Below are 19068 nucleotides of genomic sequence, written 5' to 3'. Positions count from 1 at the left end.
GCTACATCGAAGGTGGGCATCTACCGATCGACAACAACCGCGCCGAGAACGCCATCCGACCGTTCGTCATCGGCCGCAAGAATTGGCTGTTCAGCGACACGCCCAAGGGTGCCACGGCCAGCGCGCAGATCTACAGCCTGATCGAAACCGCGAAAGCCAACGGGCAGGAGCCCTACGCCTGGCTGCGCCACATCCTTGAACGCCTGCCTGCGGCACAGAGCGTCGAAGACTACGAAGCGCTGCTGCCGTGGAACTGCTCGCCAGCTTCTGCCTCTGCTTCCTGAAAACAAACCCGTCCGCCAGGACGGGGTTTATGGAGCGCTTACCTTTGATCACCAAGACATGTTCGATGTAAATGGTGAGCTCATCCCGTGGTCCGGTATTTCCTATGAAGTCGAGGGTGTAATCAAAGGGGTCACGATCACTTACGAGGATGATCAGCCAGTTTTGTATTACGTGGACTCAGATGGAAACCTGAGCAAAATCCTTGTTGCCACTGTACTGGATACTGCCCGCCAGTCTTGGCGCGAAGTGAGGCCATTATGATGCAGTCTCGATTAGCTGCCGGCCCACCGAAGCGTCTTGCGAGCAGTGGCTTTACCTTGATCGAGCTGATGATCGTTGTTGCCATTATTGGAATCATCAGCGCTATCGCCTATCCCTCTTATGTCGATCATGTTCGGCGTGCCAAGCGATCCGAAGCGCACACTGCCTTGATGGAATTAGCCCAGCACATGGAGCGTTTTTACACCGCCAACGGCGGTTATCTGGACAGCAACAGCCAACCACCAACGCTGCCGTTCAGTTTTGCGCCCAAGGCAGGCAGCAAAATTTATGCGCTCGGTTTCGAAAAGGGCAGCCCCACAGCTAACGGGTATGTGTTGCAAGCGCGCCCACAAGGGATGATGCGCGATGACATTTGCGGTGTGCTCACCCTTAGCCACACAGGCGTCAAAGGCCATGATGAAGGGGCTAATCTGGCAACCTGTTGGCGGCGTTGAAGGTACACACCACAGCGCCAGAGAAAGCGCTGATCAGTCGAGTTTATCGATTAGCTTGAATCAACGGCCTGTTTTGTAGCGGCTGGCTCTCAGTGACTGCGCTTTCGTGCAAGTTGCCCGATAAAAAATGATCAACCTTGCGAATCGCAAGATGTGCTCGTATTGGTGTTTTTTGTAAGCCATTGTTTTATAAGCATTTTTTATTTTTAAAAAGCTGGCACAGCGATTGCGATAGTAATGGTGTGTCTGCAACGCGGTATCGCTTGCAGGTCTTCTTAAATAAATGGAGTTGTGAATTATGAAACAGCCAATCAATAAGTTCGTCATTGCCGCCGCTGCTGCAACCACCCTGAGCTTGTCGCTGGCGGGTTCAGCTTTCGCCGCTAGCGAGAGCGCTGTACAGCCAACCATGCTGGCAGCTAATACCAGCATGGATCAGGCTGAAGAAGTGGTTACCGATACCTGGATCACTAGCAAGGTCAAGTCGACTCTGCTGGCTGATGACACCCTGAGTGGTTTGGACATCAAAGTCGAAACCAACAAAGGCGTAGTGTCTTTGACAGGTGTTGTTGCCAACGATTCCGAGCGTGATCTGGCCGTTGCCAAGACCAAAGAGATTAAAGGTGTCACAGACGTATCTGCTGATGGCCTGAAAACAGCTGACTAAACGAATTCGTTTATTCGAGCTTCAGCCATTACTTACCTAGAGGGACTTAAGATGAACAGCGATGTTATTAAAGGCAAGTGGAAACAGTTGAATGGTCGCATCAAGGAACGTTGGGGCAACCTGACAGATGACGACGTAGATGTTGCTGAGGGTCACAGTGAGTACCTCGTAGGTAAGCTCCAAGAGCGTTATGGCTGGAGCAAGGAGAAGGCTCAGGAAGAGCTGCGTGACTTCAGCGGTAAGCTGTAGACACTTGGTAGAGAAAGCCCGGCATTTATGCCGGGCTTTTTTATGCGCGCAATTGGGGTGTAAGCGTCAACGCCTGCGGGCGCTTTTGACCCGCTTCAGGCGTCCGCCTTCAAAGCGCAAATAATGGTACATGCCGTTGGTTGGGCCATAGCTCCATTCTTCAACCTCCAGTTCCTGGCTATAGCCCCAGGCGTCCCGGACTTCGATGTAGCCGAGAAAATCCCGGCTGATCGGTTCACCGCACTTCTGTAGCACCTCGCTGGTAGGGTCACCGCTGGTGACCAAGGCACTTGAGCAGCGCATGCTGGCGGCGTGCGCATATCCGCTGAGTAATATCAGCGAGATAAGCAGGCTTGAGCACTTAATTGGTTTGCACATAGGCCGCTCGTATGGCGATTAGCGAGTTCGACGCCGTTCGATGCGCGTCAGCCGATTGCCTTCAAAGGTCAGGATGCTGTGAACGCCGTTAGTGGGGCCGTACACCCATTCCTCAATGAGCATTTCGCGGCGCTCGGAAGGGCCAAGGGTATAACCGATCTGATCGCGGTATATCGGCCGGCCGCATTTCTCTTCAACTTCAAATGCGCGGTCACCTTCCGAAACCAGCTGGCTGCCGCAGCGCATGGTGTCCGCCCGGGCAGCAGTGCACAGCAGCAACAGCCCGAGGGGCACGACAGATAAGATTTTCACCATTAGTCGCTATCCAGGTGCAGCAGGGTTGCGACTTGATCGCCTTCAGCCTCGGCCAGGCTCACATCAATCAGGTAAACGCGTTCATCACTTAGCTTACCTTTATCCACAAGGTAGGCTTTGACGCTGGCGGCACGCTCCTGTGCAAGCTTGCGCTGCAACAGGTTGCTTTCGGTCCAGGCTTGCAGCACGCCATCACGAAGCTTCTCAGCGCGTACATCCGAGTCGAGTTCAGCCCATTCCTTCGGCGGCTGCTTTTTCAGGCGTGCCCGATAAATACCTTCGAGCAGCGGCGCCTTGTCGTCATCCGGGACTTCCAGCTGGCTGGCTTCGGCCGGCACTTTGTCGCCCCGGCGTTGCAGTATGCGGTAGTAGGTATCCTGATACTCACGTTCAAGCCGCTGTTGGGCGAGGATTGGGCCGTCAATGCTCTTCGCGCTGGTGCCTTCGACTTCCAGGCGCAGATTCGGACGTTCGCCAAGGGCGCTCGCCAGGGTGTCGAGAATTTCCTGACCGTCACCTTCAAGCTCAGCGCTGCCGGCACTAAAGGGCACGTTGCTGAGGTCGAGGTCACTGCCGCCGCTGACCAGGCCGCTGATGAACTTGAACGGTGCCTGCACGGCGCGAACCACCAGATTACGCAGGGTTTGCCAGACGATTGGCATCACGCTGAACTGCGGATTATTCAGGTCTCCCTGAACCGGCAAGCTCAGGGCAATCTTGCCATCGGCATCTTTAAGCAATGCAACGGCCAGGCGAATTGGCAAGTCGACAGCGCTTGGGCTGTCGACCGATTCACCGAGTTGCAATTGCTCGACCACGACGCTGTTTTCAGCATTCAATTTGCCGCGATTGATTTTGTAATGCAGGTCGAGATTGAGCCGGCCTTTGCGGATCCGGTAGCCGGCAAACTTGCCGGAGTAGGGCGTAAGTGTGGTCAGCTCGACACGCTTGAACGAGGTCGCAATGTCCAGGCTTTCAAGGGGATCAAATGGGTTCAGGCTGCCCTTGATGCTAACCGGCGCGTAGCGGTCGACTTTACCGGCAATGTTGATTGAGGCCGGTTTTGGCGCACGGCTGTTGATGGTGCCGATCTTGCCGTTGAGTTGCTGAATCGCGGTGGCGAAGTTGGGCCGCAGGCTGAAGTCGGCAAAGTTGGCCGAGCCATCCTTGATATCGATTTGGCCAATGCGAATCCCCAGCGGCTTACCGGCAGGTTCAGCCTTGGCTTTGGGATCGGCAGGTTGCTCTATCACCAGGTCGCTGACATTGGTGGTCAGGTCTTCATTTATCACAAAGCGGGCGTAAGGCTTGCTCAGAGTGACTTTGTCTATGCTCAGGCTGTCGCCGTGCTGGTAGTTCAATCCGCTGAGGTCAACCTGCTCCCACCGGACAAAGTCACGCTCCTTGATCGTGTCCAGCGTGTGCAGTTGGGTGATTTTGGCGTTGCCGGTGATGCTCAATTTCAGCGGGTCGACACTTGGCAGCGCAACGTCGAGATCGCTGCCCAGCATGCCGCTACGCAGCTCTAAGCGCACAAACGGGCTGAGGTAAGCCTGCGCCACGCGCATGTCGATATTCTGCGTCGCCACCTTGAGCTTGGCGGTGGTCGGGCTGATCTGCACCTGGCCCTGAGCTTGAAGTTTGCCTTCTTTGCCCAGTCCGGTGTCGAGCCTGAGATCGAATGGCGTGGTGCCCAGGCTGTTGAAGTTTTGGATGTCGACATTCAGCGGGCCCAGCTCAATCGCGACGTCCTTTTCAGGCACGCGATCCGCCAGATGAACTTGATATTCGCGCAGCTGCACATCCTTGAGCGTGACCTGCCAAGGCTTGCCGGGCTCTGCTGGCTGCGCTGGTTTGGCTGGTGCTGGAGTCGAAGCTGGCGCCTTGTTGTCGGTCTCAAGCGTGGCGGTTTTTTCAACCGTGGCCTCAGCCTTCGCAGCAGGCTTGGGTTCGTTCGTAGCCACTGCAGGTGACTGCTCGGCAGCCGGCTCTGCATCGGCTTTGGCCACATCAGGCTGAGGTGACTTGGCGGCATCTGCTGGCGGCGTCTCTGCAGCTTTACTCGGGGCCTTGCTTGCAGGCGCTTTGGCTGGCGGTGGATTGCTGGCAAACAGCTTCTGCCAGTCGAGTTCGCCATCGGCTTCTCGCGTCGCCCATGTTTCGAGCTTTTGGCTGCGAATCTTGCCAACCACAACGGTTTGCTTGGCCAGATCTACCGTGGTTTCACTGATCTCAAGGTTGGCCAGATTGACCAGCGGCCGGCCATCAGGCGCCTGAATCGCGAAGGGTGAAACCTTAACGTTGATATTGCTCAGGACCAATTCGGTGGTGTCCTGCAGATCAAGCTTGTAGTCGGTGTTGAGGTTGAGAACGCCCTGGGCTAAATCCAAGGGCACGGCATCACGAACATAGGGCCAGAAACCTTGCATTTGCGCGTCGGTGACTTTCAGTGAACCACTGGAGCTGATCGGCACCAGACTGGCTTGGCCTTTCCAGTCGATCCTGCCGCCATGCGGGCCAGTCGCCGTGAGGGTCATCTCGGCGTTGTCTTCAGGCAGGGTGCTGAGATTGTTCAGTTCGAAATCGAGCTTGTCGTAGACAAAGTTGATCGGCTCGCTGGGGCGAAGATCCTGAAAGTGCAGCGAGCCAGCTGCCAGTTTGATGCTGTCGATGCGCACCGGAAAAGGATCTGTAGCGGCAGGTTCTTCTGCGGGAGGCGGGCTTTCTGGCAGCTTGAACAACTGCGTCAGGTTGAGCGTGCCTTGTTTGTCGAAAGTGACTTCGGTATGCGATTTGTCCAGCTCGATACCGGCCAGGTGCGCGGCACCCGTCCACAGGCTGTCGAGCTCAAGGTCTACGTACAAGCGCTCAAACGCAACTTGCTCTTTTTCCGCCTCGCCCACATGCAGGCCCCAGAGTGTGAGCTGTAACGAATAGGGGTTGAGTTGCAGGCGCTCCAGCCTTGCAGGCACTTGCGCGTAGTTGGCCAGTTGCTGGTTGATCACCCGCAAACCGACACCGGGAAGTATCAAAAAGCCCAGCAGTGTGTAGAGGCCAACCAGCACGAATAATGTTAGCGCGACGTATTTCAGTCCTTTGTACATAGCGATGCGTCATCTATCCCGCCAAAAAGTGCTTTCTAGTATGGCACGGCTACTTGCAGGCGACGCATTCTCTGCAGGATTTCTAGCGCACTGACTGACCCTGATGCCTCGCTAGAAGCGCAGCACCAGGGTTTTTAAAGGCGGCTGGCCGTCACTTGAGGGGAAGTCGGCGGCCGGCTCAATCTGCTGCCATTCGCGCACGGGGCGGCCCAGTTTGGTCGCGCAGCGCAGCACCTGTTCGCGCCAGTCCGCGAGCGACACCTTGGCCAAGTTGTTGCAGCACACCAGCACGCCATCTTCGGCAGTCGCCAGAATGGCGGGCTTGAGCAGGCTCTGGTAATCACGCAGCAGGTCTACCGTGCCGAACGCGCTCTTGGCCCAGGCGGGAGGGTCGAGAAACACCAGATCAAATTGGCGCTGGGCCATGCGAATGTAGCTTGGCAGCTTTTGACCACGGCGCTGGGCAATCGGCAAACCGGCAAGCTGGCGGATGGCTGGAAAGTAATCGGACTGCACAAACTGCATGGGCGTCAGGGCCGGATTAAGCAAACCGTTCTCTTTGCCCACCGCCAGATTTCCCTCGGCGAAATCCAGGTTGACCACTTCGCGGGCGCCACCGGCCGCAGCAGCAAGACCGACGCCGCAGGTGTAGGCGAACAGGTTAAGCACCGACTTGCCAGCGCTGTGCTGTTTGATCCAGCCGCGTGCATTGCGCAGATCGAGGAACAGTAGAGGATCTTGTCCGGCGTGACGGCCACGAACCCGGTAGTTCAGGCCCCATTCGCGACCGACCAGATCTTCCAGTGCAGCAGGTTCGGCTGCGTAAATCGGATCGCTGCGATCAATCCGCGAGTTACCCTGCGAGCGGTCGTTGTAGACCAGTAGAAACTGTTTATCGAGCTGCTCACAGCACTGCTCAGCCAGTTGCAGGAGTTCGTCGCGGCTGAGGGTTTGGTGGAAGCTCTGCACCAGTAGCTGGTCGCCGTAGCGGTCGACAGTCAGGCCGCCAGCGCCTTCCTGGCTGCCATGAAAGAGGCGATAGCAGTCGGTCTGCTGCTGGTGCAGTTGTTCGATTAATGGTTGGCGATTAGCCAGAGCGGCGCGCAGCGCCAGTGTGAGAGCGGACATGCGCGACGACTCAGAAGGGAAGGTAGCGCTAGTTTATCAACAAAAACGCCAGCACTGAGCCCACTAATTGCGGGCGGTGCTGGCGTTGCGAGTTGGCGCTGGTGTATTAGTCGCGCTGCAGCGCTAATGCCACACCCTGGCCCCCGCCGATGCACAGGGTGGCCAGCCCTCTCTTGGCATCGCGTTTGATCATCTCGTGCAGCAGTGTCACCAACACGCGGCAGCCTGATGCGCCAATTGGGTGGCCGAGGGCGATTGCGCCGCCGTTAACGTTGATTTTAGCCGTGTCCCAGCCCAGTTCCTGATTAACCGAAAGCGCTTGGGCGGCAAATGCCTCGTTGGCTTCGACCAGGTCGAGGTCTTCGATTTTCCAGTTGGCTTTCTCCAGGCAGCGGCGGGTCGCAGACACCGGGCCGATGCCCATGATTGCCGGGTCTACACCTGCGTTGGCGTAGCTGGCGATGCGCGCCAGTACTGGCAAACCGAGCGCCTTGGCTTTGTCGGCGCTCATCAGTAATACGGCAGCGGCGCCGTCATTCAGGCTTGAAGCATTGCCGGCGGTTACGCTGCCGTCTTTTTTGAATGCCGGTTTGAGTTTACTCAACGACTCAGCTGTTACACCCGCGCGCGGTCCTTCATCCTTACTGAATGCAACCGGGTCGCCCTTGCGCTGAGGGATCATGACCGGAGTGATCTCGGCATCGAAACGGCCTGCCTCAATCGCGGCAACGGCTTTTTGCTGTGAGGCTGCCGCAAAGGCGTCCTGCTGTTCGCGGCTGATCGAGTACTTGTCGACCAGATTCTCTGCGGTGATGCCCATGTGGTAGTCATTGAATGCATCCCACAGGCCGTCGGTGATCATGCTGTCGATAACCTTGGCGTGACCCATGCGCAAACCGGTGCGAGCGCCCGGCATCACATACGGGGCCAGGCTCATGTTCTCCATGCCGCCAGCAATGATTACTTCGGCATCGCCGCAGCGAATGGCCTGAGCGCCCAGATGCAGCGCTTTAAGGCCGGAACCGCAGACTTTGTTCAGGGTCATGGCGGGCACTGCATTTGGCAGCCCAGCCAGGATGGATGCCTGACGCGCCGGGTTCTGGCCTGAGCCTGCGGTAAGCACCTGGCCGAGTATGACTTCGTCGACGTCGGTCGGTGCAAGGCTTGTTTGCTCAAGCAGGCGGCGAATAACGGCGGCGCCGAGTTCTGGCGCCGGAATGTTTGCCAGAGAACCCTGGAATATCCCAATGGCGGTGCGCGTAGCGGCAACAATTACGACTTCTTGCATGGTTGGCTCCTGATTGAAAGCAGCGTGTCAGGCCGCGAATAGATCGTTGGTTGCGCAGAGGTTTGGCTGGCAACCGGTAGGGCTGAACTTCTGGGCTATTGCTCTATACTCAAACGCTTGCGCGCCCGGTGAATAGCCCCGCTGCGCACGGCCCATCGCAGCAGCGGGGCAAGCTGATTGATGCTGGTGCGGATCAGCCGGCTGCGCCGCGGGCTGACAGGCTGGCCAAGCATACGCTGCGCCCATTCAGGCAGAAGGTCGATGCCGCCTTGCATGAACAGTTTTCCGGCCACTCCAGCTAAAAGGCTTGGCGCGGGGGCGTTGAGCAGAATCTGCAATATCTCCAGCGAGCGCTCATCGCACAGCAGTTGCGGGCGCATGTCCTGTAAATACTCTGCAACTTGCGCCCGCGAGCGCGGCACATTCGTTGCGCCCAAGCGTTCGGCAATAACTGCTATTTCAGCGTAGTAACGATCCTGATCTGCGCCGGATAAATTCGGGTTACGGTAGCGCAGGTGCGACTGCAGGAAACTATGAACCTCGGCAACATGCACCCAGGTCAGCAGCGCGGGATCACTGGCTGCATAGCTGCGCCCGTCCTGCGCGGTGCCGGTGACGTGTAAATGAATGGTTTTGACCTTTTCAATAAGCCAGTCGGCATCGGCTTTGGCGCCAAAGGTGGTGCCGGATATGAACTGGCCGGTGCGTCGCAGGCGCCCGAGCAGGTCCTGACGAAAATTCGAGTGATCCCACACGCCCGCCAGCGCCAGCGGGTGCAGGGCCTGCATCAGCAGGGCACTGATACCGCCCACCAGCATGCTGGTGAAGTCGCCATGTACTTGCCAACTAATCGAATCGGGTCCAAACAGGCCGGGATCACCTTTGGGGTTTTCAAAGTCGATCTGGCCGAGCGCAATCCCGCTGAGGCCCAGTACTTGGCTTTCGATTTTTTTGCGAATGTATTCCATGGCGATAGTGTGCTGCTTTGCACCTAGCGCGACAAGCTCAGGCCCTTCAAGCGCCAGCCAATGCTGTGGGAGGGCGTCCCGCAGCATTGGCTGTAACGGCTGTTATTGATTCAGGCGTGAGTCGATCAGCCCGTCGACTACGCTTGGATCTGCCAGCGTTGAGGTGTCCCCCAGCGTGTCGAGTTCGTTGCAGGCAATCTTGCGCAGAATTCGCCGCATGATCTTGCCTGAGCGGGTTTTCGGCAGCGCCTGAGCCCACTGCACCAGATCCGGTTTGGCGAAGCTGCCGATCTCCTTGCTGACCAGCGCCAGCAATTCCTGCTGCAGTGCTTCCGTGGGCTCGACGCCGCGCATGGGGGTGACGAAGGCATACACGCCCTGGCCTTTGAGGTCATGTGGATAACCCACGACGGCAGCCTCGGCAACGGCGTCATGCAGCACCAGAGCGCTTTCGACTTCTGCCGTGCCGATGCGGTGGCCGGAGACGTTGAGCACATCATCGACGCGGCCAGTAATCCAGTAATAACCGTCTTCGTCGCGTCGCGCGCCGTCGCCGCTGAAGTAATAGCCGGGATAGGCGCTGAAATAAGTGTCGATCATGCGTTGATGATCACCGTAAACGCTGCGAATCTGGCTTGGCCAGCTGGCTTTCATCGCCAGTACGCCGCTGCCGACGCCGTCGATTTCCTTGCCTTGCTCGTCCAGCAAAACCGGCTGTACGCCGAAGAATGGGCGGGTTGCCGAGCCGGGCTTGAGTTCGGTTGCACCGGGCAGCGGGGTGATCATGATGGCGCCGGTTTCGGTCTGCCACCAGGTGTCGACAATCGGGCAGCGTTTATCGCCGACCACATTGAAATACCATTCCCAGGCTTCCGGGTTGATCGGCTCGCCAACGCTGCCAAGCAGGCGCAAGCTGCTGCGCGAGGTACTTTTTACGGGGCCATCGCCTTCGCGCATGAGGGCGCGCAAGGCAGTCGGCGCGGTATAGAAAATATTCACCTGATGCTTGTCGACCACCTGCCAGAAGCGCGAGGCGTCCGGATAATTCGGCACCCCTTCAAAAATCAGGCTGGTAGCGCCATTGGCCAGCGGGCCGTAGACGATGTAACTGTGGCCCGTGACCCAGCCAACGTCTGCGCTGCACCAGTAGACATCGTCGTCGTGATAGTCGAACACGTATTTGTGCGTCATCGCTGCTTGCAGCAGGTAGCCACCGGTGGTGTGCAGAACGCCCTTGGGTTTGCCGGTGCTGCCCGAGGTGTACAGGATGAACAACGGATCTTCGGCGTCCATCGGCTCTGGCGCGCAATCAGCCTCAACTGCGTGTACGGCTTCGTGGTACCAGATGTCACGGCCGCTTTGCCAGTCGATCTTGCCCTCGGTGCGTTGAACCACCACCACGGTGTCGACCTTCGGGCAGCTCTGCAGCGCCTTGTCGACGTTGGCCTTGAGCGGAATGTATTTGCCGCCGCGCACGCCTTCGTCTGCGGTGATCACCATTTTGCAGTCACAATCGAGTATCCGGTCGCGCAGGGCGTCTGGCGAGAAACCGCCAAAGACTACGGAGTGCACGGCGCCGATGCGGGTACATGCCAGCATGGCGTAGGCGGCCTCGGGAATCATGGGCATGTAAATACACACGCGATCACCTTTCTCGACGCCGCGTTCTTTCAGCACGTTAGCCAGTCGGCACACATGGTGATGCAGCTTGTTGTAGGTGATGTGCGCGGATTCGCTGGGATCGTCGCCTTCCCAGATAAAGGCAATCTGCTCGCCGCGCTGTTGCAGATGGCGGTCTATGCAGTTGTAACTGACATTGAGCTTGCCGCCCTTGAACCAGGTCGCGTGACCTTTGCGCATGTCCACGTGGTGCACGCTCTGCCACGGCGTAAACCAGTCGAGGAGCTGCTTCGCTTGTTCGGCCCAGAAGGCTTCGGGCTGCTCGACAGACTGACGATACAAGCGCTGATAGTCACCGTCGTTCAGGTGCGCACGTTGCCGGACGGCTTCGGCAACCGGGTGACGAGTAATCTCAAACATGGCGGGTCCTTTGTAGTTGTTTGTCCGCGATGTTTACAGGGTGGACCCGAGGCGGCTCAGGTTCAAGTATTGGCCGCCCGGCTGTCGGGGGAAGAGGAGGGGGAAACTGGTGCTGGCAACCTGCCCGATTGCCGGGCAGGTGCCACTTGGGCAGGCGATTAGCCGCGGTGACGGGCGCGGAAGAATTCGATCAAGCCTTGGGTAGACTGATCTTCCGCGGTGCTTGCTTCAGCGCCGGTAAGACGCGAGTAAACGCCTTTGCCCAGTTCCTTGCCGAGCTCGACGCCCCACTGGTCGAATGCGTTGATGCCCCAGATCACGCTCTGGGTAAAAACCTTGTGCTCATACAGCGCCACCAGCGCACCCAGACGGCGCGGGCTGATGCGTTCAAGTACCAGTGTGTTACTCGGGCGGTTACCCGGAATCACCTTGTGCGGCGCGAGGTACTGCACTTGGTCTTCGCTGAGCCCTTGCTTGCGCAGTTCAGCTTCGGCTTCGTTGCGGCATTTGCCAAGCATCAACGCCTGGCTCTGCGACAGGCAGTTGGCGTACAGCCACTGGTGATGGTCTTCCACCGGGTTATAACTGACCACCGGCACAATGAAGTCAGCCGGAATCATTTGCGTGCCCTGATGCAATAACTGGTGATAAGCATGCTGGCCGTTACAACCCACGCCGCCCCAGATCACCGGTCCGGTGTCGCAGTTGACCGGTTGGCCGTTCTGCATCACGCGCTTGCCGTTGGACTCCATATCTAGCTGCTGCAGGTGCTTGGTGATATTGCGCAGGTAATGGTCGTACGGCAGGATCGCCTGGCTTTGTGCGTCCCAGAAATTGCCATACCAGATGCCCAGCATCGCCATCAGCACCGGCATGTTTTCTTCAAAAAGAGCGGTCTGGAAGTGCTTGTCCATACTGTAGGCGCCGGACAACAGCTCTTTGAAGTTGGACATGCCAATGGTCATGGCAATCGGCAGACCGATCGCCGACCACAGCGAGTAACGGCCGCCAACCCAGTCCCACATCGGGAAGATGTTCTCTTCACGAATCCCGAAGGCCATGGCCGCCGGCTTGTTGCTGGAAACCGCAATAAAGTGGCGATAAAGCTCTGCTTCAGTGCCGCCCTGAGCGAGATACCAGCGGCGGGCCGCCTGTGCGTTTTTCAGGGTTTCCAGGGTGCTGAAGGATTTCGACGAGACGATAAACAGCGTGGTTTCAGCGCGCAGTTTGGCCGAGAGTTCATGGAAGGAGCTGCCGTCAATGTTGGCCAGGTAATGACAACGCACGCCGCGCTGGGCGAACGGCAACAGCGCTTCGGAGACCAGTTGCGGGCCGAGGAATGAGCCGCCGATACCAATGTTGACTACGTCGGTGATCGGCTTTTCGGTGTAGCCGCGCCACAGGCCGTCATGCACGCTGCCGACCAGTGCGGTCATTTTGTTGAGAACCTGCTGCACCTCTGGCATGACATCTTCGCCATCAACCAGCACCTTGTCGCCAATCGGGCGGCGCAGGGCTGTGTGCAACGCGGGGCGGTTCTCTGAGGCGTTGAGGTGCTCGCCGGCGTACATCGCCTCGATGGCGTCCTGCAGGCCGCACTCGCGCGCCAGCTGCATCAGCAGGTCGCGGGTTTCGGCGGTCATCAGGTTTTTCGAGTAGTCGAGAAACAGGCCGCAACTGCTCAGCGAGAATGTGTCGAAACGTTGGCTGTCCGAGCTGAAAGCATCGCGCATGCTGAACGACTGCATGGCTTCTCGGTGCCGGGTTAAAGCCTGCCAGGCGGGAAGGGTGGTGACATCCTGCGGATGCTCGTAATACGCCATGACGTAAGGCTTCCTCTTGCTAATGGGGCTAAAGGCAGTCGCGCTGCCAACATTGTTATCACCGCTACCTTAGTGCATTTGTGCAGGCCAGTGAAACCGGGCCTGCACGTGCTGCATGGCGATAGCGTCAGTTATAAGAGGCTGTTTGGCGGTCTAACGTTCAACGACGAGGTTATCGATCAAACGAGTTGTGCCGGCAAAAGCGGCCAGCAAAATGACCAGATGGCGGTCTTCAGCGGTTGCTGGTCGCAGGCTGTAGGCTTCGCGGATTTCCAGATAGTCTGGGCGAAAGCCCGCTTGCAGATGCGCCTGCTGGGCTGTTTGGATCAACGCGGCAAAGTTGTTCTCGCCAGCCTTCAGCGCTTCGGCAATTTGCTGCAGCGAGCGATAAAGCGCCGGGGCTGCGGCGCGTTGCTGGTCGCTGAGAAAACCATTGCGCGATGACAGTGCCAGGCCGTCGGCGGCGCGGACAGTGGGTGCACCGATGATTTCAACCGGCATGTTGAGATCGCGAACCAGCATGCGGATGACAGCGAGTTGCTGGTAATCCTTCTGGCCGAATACGGCGATATCCGGTTGCACCATGTTCAGCAACTTGCTGACAACGGTTGCTACGCCTTCGAAGTGGCCGGGACGGCTGGCGCCACACAGGCCTTCAGTAACGCCCGACACGCTGACGCGAGTCTGGCTGTCCATGCCATGCGGGTACATGTCTTCGACGCCGGGATGAAACAGCAGATGACAACCCGCATCTACCAGCTTTTGCTGGTCGTCACGAAGCGTGCGAGGGTATTTATCGAGATCTTCTGATGGGCCAAATTGCAGCGGGTTGACGAAAATGCTCGCCACTACAAAGTCTGCATTCTGCGCGGCACGCTCGACCAGTGCGATGTGCCCTGCATGCAGATTGCCCATGGTTGGCACAAAGCCAATTGTTTTACCTTGCGCGCGCGCCTGGGCGATGGCCGCGCGTAGTTCGTTGACGGTTTTAACCGTGTTCATGCAGAGAATCCGTGTTCGGCTGCTGGGAAGCTTTGATCTTTGACGGCGGCCACATAGGCGCTCATGGCAGCCTGAATGCTGCTCTGACCTTCCATGAAGTTCTTCACAAACTTCGGTGAGCGGCCACTGAGTGACATGCCGAGCATGTCGTGCATGACCAGTACCTGACCGTCTGTTGCGGCGCCTGCGCCAATGCCGATAACCGGAATTTTCACTGCCTGGGTAATTTCTTCAGCCAGCTCGCTTGGCACGCACTCAAGCAGCAACATGGCCGCACCGGCCTGCTCAAGGGCGATGGCATCCGCGCGCATCTGGCGCGCCTGTGCTTCATGGCGGCCTTGAACCTTGTAGCCGCCGAGCACATTCACCGCCTGCGGTGTAAGGCCCAGGTGCGCGCAAACCGGCACGCCGCGCTCGGCCAAACGGGCAATGGACTCTGCAAGCCATGCCGAACCTTCAAGTTTGACCATGTGCGCGCCAGCCTGCATTACCGCCGCGCTGTTAACCAGCGCCTGCTCGGTGGTGGCATACGCCATGAAAGGCAGGTCGGCCAGGATCAGCGCGCCCTGATTTCCGCGTTTGACGCAGGCGACGTGATAAGCCATATCGCTGACGCTGACAGGCAGGGTGCTGTCATGTCCCTGCAGGACCATGCCCAGTGAGTCACCCACCAGCAGAATTTCAACGCCTGCCTGGCATGCGACGTGCGCAAAGGTGGCGTCATAGGCGGTCAGCATGGCGATCTTCTCGCCACTCTGCTTGAGATTTTGCAGAGTTGTCAGGGTTATATCAGGCATGAAAATGGTCCTCACTCAGGCATTCAGTAGGCTGTTAAACAGCTCCATATTGGCCTGCATTGGCCTCGGTTCTCACCGGTGCTTGGCAACGGGACGCCTATAGTCCAGATGGGCGGGCATGAAGTCAATTGCAGGTGTTACCGTCTTGTTACTAGCGGGTGCACCCAGGCGCATCTGGTTGGCGAATTATAGGTTTAATTGTGTCCGGTGTATCGGCTCAGAGCCCACGCCCATCGGGGCTGCAAGGCAACGGGTTCAGTGCGCAGCTGGCGCCAGCCGCTCAAGACCTGTGAAGGGGCAGGCCGCCAATAAATCATTGAGGCTGCGCCCGTCAGGTAACACCAGATCGGGGGCTATTTCGGCCAGCGGATAGAGCACGAATGCGCGGGCATGCATGTGGTAATGCGGCACCGTCAGGCGCGGCAGATCAATGCGCTGGTTATCGAACAGCAGAATATCCAGATCGAGGGTGCGCGGGCCCCAGCGTTCAGCTTTGCGAACGCGGCCCTGGTCAAGCTCGATGGCTTGCAGGGCATCAAGCACTTGCAAAGGTTGCAGGCTGGTTTCGATCTCGGCGACGGCGTTGACATAACGCGGCTGGTCTTGCGGGCCGAGTGGGTCGCTTGAGTAAAACGACGAGGTGTTTTGCAGGCGTGTCCCGGGCAGCGCGGCGATGGCATTCAGCGCGCCGCGTAATTGCACAAGGGGCTCGGCCAGATTACTGCCGAGGCCGATAAATACCCGGGCCATTATTCGTTGCCAGCGCCTTCGCCAGACGGGCTGCGCTTGCGCTTGTTGCCGCCACGCCGGCGTTTGCGCGGCGCCGAGTCATCTTTAGACGAGCTCAGGTCGCGAATCATATTGCGCCGCTCGCTGTCACTGGCTTCCTGATAAAGCGTCCACCAGTCGCCAAGGCCGTTGGTTTCCTCACCGGCGCTCTCGCGCAGCAGCAGGAAGTCATAGCCAGCGCGGAAACGCGGGTTCTCAAGGAGCTGATCGGCACGCTTGCCGCTGCGCCGGGGCAGGCGTTCCTGCATATCCCAGATCTCGCGAATCGGCATGGTGAAACGCTTGGGAATGGCGATGCGCTGGCATTGCTCGTTGATCAGGTCATGCGCTGCTTCCTGCATGGCCGGAATCGCCGGCATGCCGCGTTCCTGAAGTTTCAGCACGCGGGCCGGTAGCGCAGGCCAGAGCAGTGCGGCAAACAGGAACGCCGGCGTGACCGGTTTGTTCTGCTGGATGCGCAGGTCGGTGTTGCTCAGCGCATTGTGAATCAAGTCGTCGGTGTAGTCCGGGTTGTCACGCAGCGCCTTGGCGGTGGCCGGGAACAGCTGCTCAAGCAGGCCGTAATCAACCAGCAGGTCGTAGGTGAACACCGCGTAACCGGCGAGGAACAACTTGAGAACTTCTTCAAACAAGCGCGCAGAAGGAATCTCACCCAGCATCGGCGCCAACGTGTAGATCGGCGCCGCGGTGTGCTTCTCGATGTCGAAATCCAGCTTGGCAGCAAAACGCACCGCCCGCAGCATCCGCACCGGGTCTTCCTGGTAACGCTGAGTCGGGTCGCCAATCAGGCGGATCAGGTTGTTGCGAATATCGTGCGCGCCATTGGCGTAGTCGAGAATGCGTTCGCTGACCGGGTCGTAATACAGCGCGTTAATCGTGAAGTCTCGACGCTGGGCATCGTCTTCCAGATTACCGTAGACATTGTCCCGCAGAATTCGGCCGCTCTCGTTGCGCGAAGACTGGTTGCTGTTTTGCGGCTCATCGCCCTGCGGGTGATTGGCGCGGAACGTCGCAACCTCAATGATTTCGCGGCCAAAGTGCACATGCACCAGACGAAAGCGTCGGCCAATGATTCGCGCATTGCGGAACTCGGCTTTGACTTGTTCGGGGGTTGCACTGGTGGCGACATCGAAGTCTTTCGGGTCGATATCGAGCAACAGGTCGCGTACGCAGCCACCCACCAGATAAGCCTGATAACCGGCATTTTGCAGGCGCTCGACAATGCTCACGGCATAGCGACTGATCTGCCCGCGCTTGATCGGGTGCTGGTGGCTCGTCAGCACCTCGGGGGTACTGTGCGAGTGCTTATTGCGACGCAACGGTGTGCGAAATGACTTGAACAGCTTTTTCAGCATGGGGTGCACTGTTTGACGAAATGGCCGGCCAGTTTCAATGATGACCGCAAGGATGGCGCGGATTCTAGCATTGAGTGGGGCAATCGTGTAGGACGGAAAGAAATCAGGCGGGGAATTACCGAGCACAAACTACAAGGGGAGCCTAAGCTCCCCTTCAAGTAGTTACATTCTTTATTGTTATTATTGCGGGCTTGTTGTTTTTGTAAATTTACCCGTTCCATCAGGTCTGCGACCTGTGGAAAACCTCTCAATGAGAGGATTAATAGCAAACGGATTTGTTTGGACGCTGACATTGCAATGATCATCCAGTGATCCAACCAGTTCGGGCGCTGCTTATAAGCAGTTTTATTGTTCTCAGTCCGGTTGTGGGGTCAATCCCAAAAACATGTCCTCTCCAAAAGAATCAGTTAGCTGCGCCTCCGGCTTGTTGTTTTTGTTGTTATGGAGTCGATACGTCTTATTTTTATTATTTTTTTTGCTGCTTGTTATTGTTGTTGTGCCCTAAAGAAAGCAGATGCCGTGCCAACTTTTAAAAGTGCTTTAAAATCAATCGCTTAGTGATTTTGGTGTTTTCTTCGGGCATGAAAAAGCCGGGGTTACGTTACCGTAAGTCCCGGCTTCTGTTACCTGCTCTGGCGTGGGGTAACAACCTCACGCCGCTGGGCGCACACGCGCTACTCCGCGGTTGTGCCCGATTTGCGGCGTGGAATACCCAGGCGCTGGCGGCGTTCCCACAGGCACTTACGGCTGATGCCCAATTTGCGTGCAAGCTCGGTCTCAGTCATGTGTTCCTGGTGCTCGAGAACGAAGTGCTGGAAGTAGTCTTCCAGTGACAGGTCCTCGGTCGGTTCCATGCTGGTGCTGCTTGTCGGGTTATGCGCTTCGCTGTAAGGGTCGTCGTCATCAAGGTCGTCGAGTTCGACATCGATGCCCAGCAGTTCGGCTGAAATGGCGGCGCTTTCGCACAGGATCACTGCCCGCTCAATCGCGTTCTCCAACTCCCGCACGTTACCGGGCCACGGGTACTGGCGAATGGCTTGTTCAGCGTCGTGGGCAAAGTGCAGGTCGTCGCGGTTGATGCGCTTCGACTGGCGGCTTAAGAACGCCAGGGCGATTTCCATTACGTCACTGCCACGCTCGCGCAACGGTGGCAGTTTCAGGGCGATGACGTGCAGGCGGTAGAACAGGTCTTCGCGGAACTGGCCGGTTTTCGCCAGCGTTTTCAGGTCGCGGTGGGTGGCTGCAATCAGGCGTACATCAACCTTCTGCGATTGCACCGAGCCAACGCGGCGAATTTCACCTTCCTGCAACACCCGCAGCAAGCGGGCTTGCGCTTCAAGCGGGAGTTCGCCGATCTCGTCGAGGAACAGGGTGCCGCCATCGGCGGCCTCAACCAAGCCAGCACGACCGGCGCTGGCTCCGGTGAAGGCGCCTTTCTCGTGGCCGAACAGTTCCGACTCGATGAGAGATTCCGGAATGGCTGCGCAGTTGACTGATATCAGCGGCGCCTTGGCTCGGCGCGACAGATTGTGCAGGGCGCGGGCGACCAGTTCTTTACCAGTACCGGATTCGCCCTGAATCAGCACGTTGGAATCGGTCGGCGCTACTTTGCGGATTTTGCTGTACATCTCAAGCATCGACGAACAGGAGCCAATAATGCCGATGTCACCATTGAGGTTGTCGGCGGCTTTGTCATCGGCGCGTGCGCCTTCCGCTGTACTGCGTTCGGGTTGTGCTGCGCTGGTTGCCCGATGGTCGCGCAGAATACGCGCAACTGCCTGGAGCATTTCATCGTGATCAAAGGGTTTGGCGATGTAGTCGACCGCGCCCATTTTCATTGAGTCGACGGCTGAGCGCAGGCTGGCGTAGCTGGTCATGATCAGGACAGGCTTGCCTTCACTGAGCTTGATCAGTTCGGTGCCGGGCGCGCCGGGCAGACGCAAGTCGCTGACGATGAGGTCAAAGCCTGGAATGCTGAAGCGTTCCTGCGCTTCTTGCACCGATCCGGCTTCGCTGACTTCATACTGGTTACGTTCAAGCAGGCGTCGCAGGGCAGAGCGGATAATAGTTTCGTCTTCGACGATCAAAATATGTGGCATCAATTCAGTCTCTCGACGTTCTAGAGCTTATGCAATTACCGCATGGTCGGGTCTTGTGCTGCTGA

General features: G+C 57.9%; 17 protein-coding genes. 4 read left to right on the top strand and 13 right to left on the bottom strand.

Features of this window, described 5'->3' with window-relative positions; all coding sequences use genetic code 11:
- From BM395_RS21545 to BM395_RS21525, 4 genes are all read left to right on the top strand, one after another.
- A partial coding sequence (locus tag BM395_RS21545; protein ID WP_141124121.1) for a transposase domain-containing protein occupies positions 1-284 on the top strand: 284 nt, incomplete at its 5' end.
- Positions 285-542: 258 nt separating this feature from the next.
- Complete coding sequence (locus tag BM395_RS21535) at positions 543-1001, top strand: type IV pilin protein (RefSeq protein ID WP_280142256.1); 459 nt, start codon at positions 543-545, stop codon at positions 999-1001.
- A 298-nt stretch (positions 1002-1299) separates the two neighbouring features.
- Positions 1300-1668, top strand: coding sequence for a BON domain-containing protein (locus BM395_RS21530; RefSeq protein ID WP_069897968.1), 369 nt, complete (start codon positions 1300-1302; stop codon positions 1666-1668).
- 51 nt (positions 1669-1719) lie between these two features.
- Complete coding sequence (locus BM395_RS21525) at positions 1720-1917, top strand: CsbD family protein (protein WP_069897967.1); 198 nt, start codon at positions 1720-1722, stop codon at positions 1915-1917.
- 66 nt (positions 1918-1983) lie between these two features.
- On the opposite strand, the gene BM395_RS21520 is transcribed toward BM395_RS21525, so the two are convergent.
- From BM395_RS21520 to BM395_RS21460, 13 genes are all read right to left on the bottom strand, one after another.
- On the bottom strand, positions 1984-2295 hold the full coding sequence (locus BM395_RS21520) for a DUF2845 domain-containing protein (RefSeq protein ID WP_069897966.1): 312 nt from the start codon (positions 2293-2295) through the stop codon (positions 1984-1986).
- An 18-nt stretch (positions 2296-2313) separates the two neighbouring features.
- A complete protein-coding gene (locus tag BM395_RS21515; protein ID WP_090515574.1) occupies positions 2314-2610 on the bottom strand; it encodes a DUF2845 domain-containing protein in 297 nt (98 codons plus the stop codon).
- Entirely contained in the window at positions 2610-5714 is a 3105-nt protein-coding gene (locus BM395_RS21510; RefSeq protein ID WP_090515572.1) for a DUF748 domain-containing protein, read from the bottom strand. The genes BM395_RS21515 and BM395_RS21510 overlap by 1 nt, the downstream gene beginning before the upstream one ends.
- Before the next feature lie 111 nt (positions 5715-5825).
- The gene (locus BM395_RS21505) at positions 5826-6842 is read right to left on the bottom strand and encodes a class I SAM-dependent rRNA methyltransferase (protein WP_090515569.1); all 1017 of its coding nucleotides are present in this window, start codon (positions 6840-6842) and stop codon (positions 5826-5828) included.
- Positions 6843-6948: 106 nt separating this feature from the next.
- Positions 6949-8130: an acetyl-CoA C-acetyltransferase gene (locus BM395_RS21500; protein WP_090515567.1), complete on the bottom strand. Its 1182-nt coding sequence runs from the start codon at positions 8128-8130 to the stop codon at positions 6949-6951.
- Between the two features lie 95 nt (positions 8131-8225).
- The gene (locus tag BM395_RS21495; RefSeq protein WP_090515581.1) at positions 8226-9098 is read right to left on the bottom strand and encodes an oxygenase MpaB family protein; all 873 of its coding nucleotides are present in this window, start codon (positions 9096-9098) and stop codon (positions 8226-8228) included.
- A gap of 102 nt (positions 9099-9200) precedes the next feature.
- The gene (acs, locus tag BM395_RS21490) at positions 9201-11138 is read right to left on the bottom strand and encodes an acetate--CoA ligase (protein WP_090515565.1); all 1938 of its coding nucleotides are present in this window, start codon (positions 11136-11138) and stop codon (positions 9201-9203) included.
- A gap of 158 nt (positions 11139-11296) precedes the next feature.
- The gene (pgi, locus tag BM395_RS21485) at positions 11297-12961 is read right to left on the bottom strand and encodes a glucose-6-phosphate isomerase (protein WP_090515562.1); all 1665 of its coding nucleotides are present in this window, start codon (positions 12959-12961) and stop codon (positions 11297-11299) included.
- Between the two features lie 153 nt (positions 12962-13114).
- Positions 13115-13963, bottom strand: coding sequence for a pantoate--beta-alanine ligase (panC, locus tag BM395_RS21480; protein WP_090515561.1), 849 nt, complete (start codon positions 13961-13963; stop codon positions 13115-13117).
- Positions 13960-14760, bottom strand: a complete 801-nt coding sequence (gene panB, locus BM395_RS21475) for a 3-methyl-2-oxobutanoate hydroxymethyltransferase (protein ID WP_090515560.1) — start codon at positions 14758-14760, stop codon at positions 13960-13962. The genes panC and panB overlap by 4 nt, the downstream gene beginning before the upstream one ends.
- 255 nt (positions 14761-15015) lie before the next feature.
- Positions 15016-15510: a 2-amino-4-hydroxy-6-hydroxymethyldihydropteridine diphosphokinase gene (folK, locus tag BM395_RS21470; protein ID WP_069897956.1), complete on the bottom strand. Its 495-nt coding sequence runs from the start codon at positions 15508-15510 to the stop codon at positions 15016-15018.
- Complete coding sequence (locus BM395_RS21465) at positions 15510-16904, bottom strand: polynucleotide adenylyltransferase PcnB (protein WP_069897955.1); 1395 nt, start codon at positions 16902-16904, stop codon at positions 15510-15512. The genes folK and BM395_RS21465 overlap by 1 nt, the downstream gene beginning before the upstream one ends.
- Before the next feature lie 674 nt (positions 16905-17578).
- Positions 17579-19003 carry a sigma-54-dependent transcriptional regulator gene (locus BM395_RS21460; protein ID WP_090515559.1) on the bottom strand — a complete coding sequence of 475 codons (1425 nt, stop codon included), beginning with the start codon at positions 19001-19003 and terminating at the stop codon, positions 17579-17581.
- Positions 19004-19068 lie beyond the last annotated feature (65 nt).

Source organism: Pseudomonas marincola (assembly GCF_900116605.1).
In the GTDB taxonomy this organism is placed as follows: Bacteria; Pseudomonadota; Gammaproteobacteria; order Pseudomonadales; family Pseudomonadaceae; genus Aquipseudomonas; species Aquipseudomonas marincola.
This window is presented reverse-complemented; position numbering and strand designations above follow the sequence as displayed.